Below are 7,558 nucleotides of genomic sequence, written 5' to 3'. Positions count from 1 at the left end.
GAGTTCAAGGTAAAAGCGGTGACTTGGTCACACCTTCCTCATCGTTCAGTAAAGGAAGTAGCCCAAGCTCTGGACATTCATCCGTTCATGTTGTCTCGTTGGCGCAAGGAGTACCGAGACGGCAAATGGGGCATGACAAAAAAGACTAAAAAGCAGCCAGAGCAGCTTTCCAAAAGTGATGAAATCAGCCAACTCAAGCGGCGTCTTGCTGAGCTAGAGCTGGAGAATGATCTGCTAAAAAAGTGGCAACGGTTTCAAGCCGAGGAACAGAGGAATCGTTCCGATTCATAGCGCGCTATCAGGGTAAAATCCGACTATCGAGATTGTGCGAGTTTGTCGGCGTTTCACGGTCAGGTTTCTATGCCTGGAAGAAGCGTCAGCCCAGTCAACGCGCCCAAACTGATGGCGTCCTGAGCAGGGAGATTCAGCGGCTTTTCCGTTTGTCCAAAGAGCGCTACGGCAGCCCTCGAATTCATGCCCAGTTGAAGCAGAAAGGCATTAGCGTGGCTCGAAAGCGAGTGGCTAGGCTAATGCGTGAGCTTGGGCTTGGGGCGCGTTCTGTTAGGGTTTACCGTCAAATGAATAAGCGGAGGCAAACTTTGAAGGCAACAGAAAACCTGAGGCTGAATAGTGACGCCCCAACTGCTGTCAATCAGCAATGGTCCGGCGACGTTACCTACTTAAAGCACGGGCGGAAATGGTACTACCTGGCAGTGATTATCGACCTGTACTCCAGAAAGGTTGTTGGTTGGTCATTCAGTGATAACCGGACGTCAAAATTGACCGAAGGTGCCTTGGTGAAAGCGCTACGCACGCGGCGCCCGAAAGAGGGCCTACTGTTCCATTCTGACCGAGGTATTGAGTACCTGAATGAAAATCTACAAGGTTACTACAAGCGTCATGGAATCAGACACAGCTTGAACCGAGCTGGTTGCTGTACTGACAACGCCGAGGTGGAGTCATTTTTCCATACATTGAAAGGCGAAATGTTCCAGGGGGCACGGTTCCGAGATCATTGGAAATTACGAGACGAACTGGCTAACTACATTGACCAGTTCTATAACCGCCGTCGATTACACTCGATCTTGGGCTACCAAAGTCCACAGCAGTTTGAGAAACTGGCGGCATAACAAACCCGTGTCCACTTTATCGGGTCAGGATCATTTCAGCCAGCCCGGCTGCGCTCGTGCCTCGCGGAGTATTGCCGGGCAGCCTGCTCCCGCTAAGTGGGGCGTTATGCGCAAATTGGTTATGAGCACTCAAATGATTGAACGTAGGGCTTGTGAATCTGCACGCATGTTACTTGTATAGTAAGGGGGATCTTGAGTGCACAAGTTGCACAGAATAATCCAGTGAAGAGGTTATGCTTCTTCAGGCTCAAAGGCAGCGTGAAATGACAGATTTGAAATGCTAGGTAAGGTTATGATAGCTCTTTGTTTTATCATAGTGATCTCCTTGGCCTTGCTCGGATCTTGAGTGAACATCGAAGGGCTACTTAGGTATGTCAAACTTTATAATTTTTATCGCTATGTCGATGGTCTCATTCGTTGCAGCCATCGACGTGATGTGCAGGATACAGACCGCTCTCCTTAAATCGGCTAAAACAAAAGCTAAGTTGATCGTGTTTTATGGGATGCCGGTTGTTATTTGTATCGTCCTGGGAATCTGGGTAATGAGCCTGCAAAAGTTTACCGCTGAACTAGGTGTGTCTGGTTTCTACGAATTTTTGCTAATGTCGGTTTCAGCTTTCTCTGTCGTCGCATCTATGTTCTATACGAGTGATCGACGCTACCCGGAACTGTCCACCCAAGCAAATGCCTGGACAGAAGACGATAGCCACTGAGTGTTGATTCAGATGAAAAAGCTAAATGTGAACAAGTTGGTGAAATGCACATTTCTGTTTGGGTTGACTCTAACGTTATTGGTGGGGTGCGCCGAGAAATTTGCCCTGAAAGAAGGGGAGCTGCCGGGTTTCTTTACCGGTCTAACTCAGGGGTTTTTCATTGTTATCGTTTTTATAGCCAGTTTGTTCTCTGACATCCAGATCTACACATACCCCAATGAGGGCGGGTGGTATGACTTTGGCTATGTCATCGGAGTAATTACTGTGGTCGCCGGAGGAACCTCAAAATCATAAACACTTTAACGACGTCATGGCTGCCGAGTGAGTCGGGGTTGATTAGAGAAATAGAGGCACAGTTTGGAGCAGCTGTTGGAAACCCTTAGGTCTCGTGAATACGAAGCTCAGGAAAAGGGCGAAAACGTCTTGGTTAAACTTGGTTTTCCGCGCCACCGTGTGAGTGTTTCATACGATTAGGCTTTGCCGGTTTTTGGTAAGCCCTAAGCCGGTAGGTGGAGTGATCGCTGGAATAATGCTTGCGGATTTAGGGTTTTGGGCACTTTCTAGGGGCTCAGTTTCTTTGGGAATTGTTCAGATGTGCAGTGGGTTGAAACTGTTAATGACAATGGTTCAAGCTGAGGTGAAGTTGATAGAGGCCAGGTAGCTGATTATGGACATTAACCTGATGAGAAAACAAGCTCAGAATTAGTCTTCGAGAGAACTCAAAGGGACGTTTTTTTTAGTAAATGGAAGAGCTCATATGGATATGACGTTTCGTTCGAAAATAGATACCTGGCTGTTGGTGGTCTTACTGTTAGCCATAGCGGGCAGCCTGTACGGCGCTGTTGAGGCGGTGCGGATTGACGCCGGTTGGGTGATTGCCTGTGTGTTAATCATCACTGCGGGGTTGCTTGTCTGGTTGCTGGTGTCAACCAAGTATGTGGTGAACGATAAGATATTAAGGATAAAAGCAGGCCCGTTTCTATGGCTGGTCGACATAGAGTCGATCCGGTCGGTACGCGAGACCCGCAATCCGCTGTCCAGTCCCGCGCTGTCACTGGACAGACTGGAGATCAGTTATGGGGTAGGGCAGACCATCATGGTGTCTCCCAAAGAGAAGGTGCGCTTTCTTAAGGCCCTTGGCCAGACTGCGGGCACTGGCCCGTCTTCATAACACCTCTGGTTTTTTACCCACAGCAGAATAAAAAAGGCCTGGGTGAGTGTGAACAGATTGCTGGCTGGTGAGACGATGGACTGACGGATCGTATTTGAATTTTTACCATTGGAGCAAAGGAATGAAGGGAATGGTATTGGCCGGGTTGATGCTGCCTGGCATCTGCTGTGCAGAGATCGTTGTTCAAGGGCAGGTCACCGATAAGCAGGGAGAGCCGGTCAGAAAATGCGATGTGTACTTCAATAAGAACCGCTGGATTGATGATGACTCCATCCATGTTCGCTGTGACAGCCAAGGGCGTTATGAAGCGCGCATTCCCGCAGGGTTGTACAACTCCATGTATGTCTGTGACGAAGAAAAGTACGCCAAGACGGCGCTTGAGTTTTGGGGCTGGAACCTGAATCTCATTGAGTCCCAGATCATCGATGCCGCGTTCGACACACTGGAGGTGTTCAGCCTGTCGACCTGGTCCTCCAACGGTGGCTCAACCTCGATGTTCGCTTCGTTCAGGCCCATGAGTCTGGTGACGCCCAGGTTCAGTATGAAGGAGGTCCACGGCAAACAGGTGGCGGTTATCGACATCACCCCTGAGCTGGACAGCGATTCGATACGGGGGTTTGTGGACGGTAAGGCGCTTGAGCTGCTGGACTACAGCTGGACCTATGAGAAACTGAACAATTGTAAGGGCTTCCCTGAAGAGATGGAGACTCTCAATGGTTGTTATATGCCTATGGTGATTGCCCAGTTTAAGAAGCCCAAACTGAGTGAAGGGCAGCACCTGCTCAAGGTGAGGCTGGTCGATGCCAAAACACAGAACTTGGGGGAGGGGATTACCCACTTCTCCTCCAACAGAGCCGGATTTGGCTTTTAGGAGACAGATAAACGCAATGAACATCGACGTGACCAGTGAACACAATGCCGAGTTGTTTAATGCCCTGGTGGATGGCGTTCGCCAGTTCAACGCCCTGCATATGGGGGATGAAAGCGCCAAGCCGTTGATGGTCAGTGCCAGAGATGAGCAGGGCAACATTCTTGGGGGCCTGGCCGGGCGAACCGTCTATCGACAGTTTCTCATCGAAGTGCTGTGGGTGTCCGAATCGGCGCGAGGCTCTGGCCTGGGGCGCAAACTGATGGTGCAAGCGGAAGAGGAAGCTCGGCGCCGTGGCTGTATCGCTGCCCAGGTGGATACGCTGAAGTTTCAGGCACCGGATTTTTATCAGAAGCTGGGGTTTGAGGTGATTGGCCGGGTGAGCGATATACCACCCAGTCCGGATCGAGTCTTTTTGATAAAGCGCTACGTCTGACTGCCGGTGACAAACGTCTCGCAACAGAGACCAACAAAAGGGCTGCCAATGGGCAGCCCTTTGTCGTTACTGGTTCAGCAGCGTTGCCGCTGGCGCCGGCGTTACCCGGTAGAAGTAACGCCTGAGCAGTTCGGGTAGCCGCTCCAGAATGTGGGATTTCAGCGCCAGCTTGCTCTGCTTCAGATGTTCGGCCAGGGCCCGTTCATCGAAAGCCGCCAGGGCGGGCAGGGCCACAGGCGCAAAGCTCAGATGCCAGGGCTCTGGCTGCACGCCACCCAGGTTTTTGGTGTAGGGGCGGAAGAAGCCAAAGCGGGTCATGTGCTCATCCAACCAGCGGTTCAGCTTGCCGTTGGGGGCCCGGCCACGATACTCCGCAGGTTCGAGTTTAAGCTCGTCGCGGGAGATGGCGTTGGCGTCGTAGAAGTCGAAGTCAGTGCCCCAGTGGTGACGGGAACTGCCGGGGAGGGCAGACCAGGCCAGGATGGCGCGCATCAGCTCGTTGTCATTGAGGTTGGCCGGATTCAGCGGGCGTCCCTCTTCATCCACCAGCGGTCGCTTGCCCATCACCTTACCGTTAAAGATGCTCAGTTGCCGGTCAAAGCTGCGCCAGCCGGAGGCACACTGAAGATCAAAGCCGGCTTCACGGGCTGCGTCCTGCATCTGTCGGAAGGCCACCGCGGTGCGGCACTCCAGCAGCTGATCTTCCACCTCCATCAGGTGGTTCTGTTCTAGTCCCATGAGTTGGGGTTGGGTCAGCACAATAGCTTCTCCATAATCGCTTCGTAGCAGTCTGCCAGAATCTCCAGATCGCGAATGCTCACGCACTCGTTCACCTTGTGGATGGTGGCGTTGATTGGGCCCAGCTCCAGTACTTCGGCACCGGTGGGGGCAATAAAGCGTCCGTCTGAGGTGCCGCCACTGGTTTGAGGATCCGTGTCGTAGCCGGTGACCTCTCGAATCGCCTCACAGGTGGCTTCCAGCAGTTTACCGTGATCCGTCAGGAAGGGGGAACCATTGTGTACCCAGTCGATGCGGTAATTCAGGCCGTACTTGTCGAACAGGTTGTGGACCCGGTTCTTCAGATCGGCGGCGTGAGTTTCGGTGCAGTAGCGGAAATTGAACTGTACGTGCAGTTCGCCAGGAATCACGTTGGGTGCACCGGTACCGGCATCGATGTTGGCGATCTGGAAGCTGGTGGGCGGGAAGAACTCGTTGCCTTCGTCCCATTTTACCGAGGAGAGTTCCGCCAGGGCCGGTGCGGCTTTGTGCACCGGGTTGTCCGCCAGTTGCGGGTAGGCGACGTGGCCCTGAATGCCTTTTACGTAGAGATCGCCGGTCAGGCTGCCTCGGCGGCCGTTCTTAATGACGTCGCCCAGCTTGGCTGTGCTTGAGGGCTCACCGACGATGCACCACTTAATCTTTTCATTACGCGCCTCCAGGGTATCGATGACCCGGGTGGTGCCATTGATGAAAGGCCCCTCCTCATCCGAGGTGATGAGATAGGCGATGGAGCCTTTGTGCTCCGGATGCTTGGTCACAAAGCGCTTGGTGGCCACCAGCATGGCCGCCAGGCTGCCCTTCATGTCGGCCGCTCCCCGGGCGTGGAGAATGCCGTCGATGATGGTGGGGGTGAAGGGCGGAGTGTGCCAGTCTTCCAGCTTACCGGCAGGCACCACGTCGGTGTGGCCGGCAAAGCAGAACAGGGGGCCTTCATTGTTGCGCCTGGCCCACATGTTGGTGGTGTCTTCGAAGATCATCGGCTCGATGTCGAAGCCCAGTTTGGCCAGGTATTCCGCCATCATCGGCTGGCAACCTGCGTCCTCCGGAGTAACAGACTCCCGCGACAGCAGGTCGATGGCCAGTTGCAGGACTTCGGATTGTTGATTGTCAGCCATGGGCAGCCACCACATCATCGTAGTCGGAAGACTTGTAGCCTACCTGAATCCTGTCGCCGCTGACCAATACCGGCCGCTTGACCAGGGTGGGATTGTCCAGCATCAGCGCTTTGGCTTTGTCTCTGTCCACATCGGCTTTCTGCTCATCGCTCAGCTGGCGCCAGCTGGTGGAACGGGTGTTCAGCAGAGTCTTCCACTCTACCTTATCTAGCCAGGCTTCCAGGGTGGCGTCATCCAGGCCGGCTTCACGAAAGTCGTGAAACTGGTAGGGGGTGTTGCTGTTGTCCAGATGCTTGCGGGCCTTTTTTACGGTGTCGCAATTTTTGATGCCAAACAGGATCATCCATGGCTCTCCAATCTCAAATGGTCTGACATTGTGACACTGGCCTAACAGGCGGGCAAGGCAGATTCTCCCTTGCCTTAGATAAATCTCTGTGATGGGAGGGGTTTAGCCTCGGTTAAGAGCTGTCGGGATTGGTTCCATAATCGACAGTCAGTCACGGATCCCACCGCTCGGGGGTGAGTTTGCCCCCTCTTTGATCCACAATGATTAGCCTGTTGCACTCTAAAGTTAATTCAGTCACATTGAGTGCGGGTTTATGCGGTGATGGACCAGCAATGCCAGAAACGAATGAAATCGAATCTTCAGTAGAAGGCCTGGGCGAGGAAGCCGGCCTGCAAGATGCGTTAAGCGATGTGCGTAAGGCCCAGCGCCTGTTGGTGGCATACCACCAGCGGGTCATGCCGATCATCGAGACCCTGGCCGAACGGCTGGGGTGCAGATTTCATTACTGGCAACCCACTCACCACAACGCGCCTTCCCATGGCGCCATTGAACCTTTTGCCCAGTGGGCCTGGGACTTTTCTCCCCTGAACGATGCCAGCTTCCTGTTTCTTACTCAGGAAGCGGAGCAGGGGCAATTCGATGGCCCCGAGGCCTGGATGCTGGTGATTCGTCTGGTGACCGACAGTGGCTTCGACCGCTGCATTCGCCAGGACCGAACCCATTGGGATGCCACTCATATTGAGCCCCAACCTCACCAGAGTGAGACTCGACTGGATCTGCACGCCTATCGGATGACCAAGCCGATACCAGACGATGAGGGCATTGTCTGGTGGCAGCTGTTCAACGATGAGCCTCTCCCACAAAGCTGGGAGCAGGGCCATAAGATGAAATCGGGCGCCCTGTGCATCAGCCAGTCAGTCTCGCTATCGATGCTGGGCCAGCGTGGCGGCATGCGCGCGACCCTGGACAGTTTCCAAAATCTGCTCCTGGCCCACGGCTTCTCGACCACCATGGATTATTAGGGTCAGCAGTTGCAAACGCCCTAACCGACGAACTCTT

General features: G+C 53.6%; 10 protein-coding genes. 7 read left to right on the top strand and 3 right to left on the bottom strand.

What is annotated here, in order from left to right; genetic code table 11:
• From G505_RS22760 to G505_RS0112350, 6 genes are all read left to right on the top strand, one after another.
• A protein-coding gene (locus G505_RS22760; RefSeq protein ID WP_425402183.1) for an IS3 family transposase occupies positions 1–1,130 on the top strand; the annotation gives its coding sequence in 2 pieces (ribosomal slippage) (positions 1–235 and positions 235–1,130; 1,131 coding nt annotated over the 2 pieces). This gene is flagged as partial in the annotation.
• Positions 1,131–1,501: 371 nt separating this feature from the next.
• The gene (locus G505_RS0112370; protein ID WP_028109842.1) at positions 1,502–1,843 is read left to right on the top strand and encodes a hypothetical protein; all 342 of its coding nucleotides are present in this window, start codon (positions 1,502–1,504) and stop codon (positions 1,841–1,843) included.
• Between the two features lie 12 nt (positions 1,844–1,855).
• Complete coding sequence (locus G505_RS21455) at positions 1,856–2,137, top strand: hypothetical protein (RefSeq protein ID WP_051216150.1); 282 nt, start codon at positions 1,856–1,858, stop codon at positions 2,135–2,137.
• A gap of 463 nt (positions 2,138–2,600) precedes the next feature.
• Positions 2,601–3,014 (top strand): PH domain-containing protein, encoded by a 414-nt coding sequence (locus tag G505_RS0112360; RefSeq protein ID WP_051216149.1) that lies wholly within the window; start codon positions 2,601–2,603, stop codon positions 3,012–3,014.
• A 121-nt stretch (positions 3,015–3,135) separates the two neighbouring features.
• Positions 3,136–3,885: a hypothetical protein gene (locus G505_RS0112355; protein ID WP_157509185.1), complete on the top strand. Its 750-nt coding sequence runs from the start codon at positions 3,136–3,138 to the stop codon at positions 3,883–3,885.
• Positions 3,886–3,901: 16 nt separating this feature from the next.
• Complete coding sequence (locus tag G505_RS0112350) at positions 3,902–4,318, top strand: GNAT family N-acetyltransferase (RefSeq protein ID WP_028109839.1); 417 nt, start codon at positions 3,902–3,904, stop codon at positions 4,316–4,318.
• Positions 4,319–4,384: 66 nt separating this feature from the next.
• Here the strand turns inward: G505_RS0112350 and G505_RS0112345 are convergent, their stop codons facing one another.
• The 3 genes from G505_RS0112345 to G505_RS0112335 are packed head-to-tail and all read right to left on the bottom strand — an operon-like array spanning position 4,385 to position 6,556.
• On the bottom strand, positions 4,385–5,077 hold the full coding sequence (locus G505_RS0112345; RefSeq protein WP_051216147.1) for a M15 family metallopeptidase: 693 nt from the start codon (positions 5,075–5,077) through the stop codon (positions 4,385–4,387).
• Complete coding sequence (dapE, locus tag G505_RS0112340; RefSeq protein WP_028109837.1) at positions 5,071–6,213, bottom strand: succinyl-diaminopimelate desuccinylase; 1,143 nt, start codon at positions 6,211–6,213, stop codon at positions 5,071–5,073. Before dapE ends, G505_RS0112345 begins: the two co-directional genes overlap by 7 nt.
• Complete coding sequence (locus tag G505_RS0112335) at positions 6,206–6,556, bottom strand: ArsC family reductase (protein WP_028109836.1); 351 nt, start codon at positions 6,554–6,556, stop codon at positions 6,206–6,208. Before G505_RS0112335 ends, dapE begins: the two co-directional genes overlap by 8 nt.
• Before the next feature lie 275 nt (positions 6,557–6,831).
• On the opposite strand from G505_RS0112335, the gene G505_RS0112330 reads away from it, so the two are divergent.
• Positions 6,832–7,521 carry a hypothetical protein gene (locus G505_RS0112330; protein WP_028109835.1) on the top strand — a complete coding sequence of 230 codons (690 nt, stop codon included), beginning with the start codon at positions 6,832–6,834 and terminating at the stop codon, positions 7,519–7,521.
• Positions 7,522–7,558 lie beyond the last annotated feature (37 nt).

This window comes from Ferrimonas futtsuensis DSM 18154 (assembly GCF_000422645.1).
Taxonomy (GTDB): domain Bacteria; phylum Pseudomonadota; class Gammaproteobacteria; order Enterobacterales; family Shewanellaceae; genus Ferrimonas; species Ferrimonas futtsuensis.
This window is presented reverse-complemented; position numbering and strand designations above follow the sequence as displayed.

What these genes read in the sequence shown, in the direction of transcription:
- G505_RS0112350 (WP_028109839.1), top strand. Translation starts at nt 3,902, where the DNA reads ATGAACATCGACGTGACCAGTGAACACAATGCCGAGTTGTTTAATGCC.
- G505_RS0112360 (WP_051216149.1), top strand. Translation starts at nt 2,601, where the DNA reads ATGGATATGACGTTTCGTTCGAAAATAGATACCTGGCTGTTGGTGGTC.
- G505_RS0112335 (WP_028109836.1), bottom strand. Translation starts at nt 6,556, where the DNA reads ATGATCCTGTTTGGCATCAAAAATTGCGACACCGTAAAAAAGGCCCGC.
- G505_RS21455 (WP_051216150.1), top strand. Translation starts at nt 1,856, where the DNA reads ATGAAAAAGCTAAATGTGAACAAGTTGGTGAAATGCACATTTCTGTTT.
- G505_RS0112355 (WP_157509185.1), top strand. Translation starts at nt 3,136, where the DNA reads ATGAAGGGAATGGTATTGGCCGGGTTGATGCTGCCTGGCATCTGCTGT.
- G505_RS0112370 (WP_028109842.1), top strand. Translation starts at nt 1,502, where the DNA reads ATGTCAAACTTTATAATTTTTATCGCTATGTCGATGGTCTCATTCGTT.
- G505_RS0112330 (WP_028109835.1), top strand. Translation starts at nt 6,832, where the DNA reads ATGCCAGAAACGAATGAAATCGAATCTTCAGTAGAAGGCCTGGGCGAG.
- dapE (WP_028109837.1), bottom strand. Translation starts at nt 6,213, where the DNA reads ATGGCTGACAATCAACAATCCGAAGTCCTGCAACTGGCCATCGACCTG.